This is a genomic window from Hymenobacter lapidiphilus (assembly GCF_003417065.2).
Classification (GTDB): Bacteria; Bacteroidota; Bacteroidia; order Cytophagales; family Hymenobacteraceae; genus Hymenobacter.
This window is the reverse complement of record NZ_QVLT01000084.1, coordinates 1-341: the sequence shown is the minus strand read 5'-3', so window position 1 is coordinate 341 and position 341 is coordinate 1. Positions and strand designations below refer to the sequence as shown.

Genomic DNA, 341 nt, shown 5'->3' with positions numbered 1-341 from the left:
TTTTTTTTGAGTACATCCTGCAGCATCTGCTTGTCCAGGCTCAGGTCCGCGACCAGCTGTTTGAGCTGCTGGTTCTCTTCTTCCAACTGTTTTAAACGGCGCAACTCGGACACGCCCAGCCCGCCGTATTTCTTCTTCCAGTTGTAATAGGTGGCCTCGCTGATGCCCATCTTCCGGCAGACCTCGGCGACGGCCACGCCCGTGTCGGCCTGGCGTAGCGCAAACACGATTTGGGCTTCGGTAAACTTTGTCTTTTTCATGGCACATGTCTCTTGGTTTAAGATACGACAAGGGCCTGATTTCTCTACTTTAGCGTGGTCTAGTTTATTGGGGGGAGGTCA

At 52.8% G+C, this 341-nt stretch carries 1 protein-coding gene; it reads right to left on the bottom strand.

Features of this window, described 5'->3' with window-relative positions:
- Positions 1–260, bottom strand: a 260-nt coding sequence (locus tag D0N36_RS19305; RefSeq protein ID WP_147320994.1) for a transposase, incomplete at its 3' end; no start/stop codon positions are given.
- Positions 261–341: the final 81 nt, after the last annotated feature.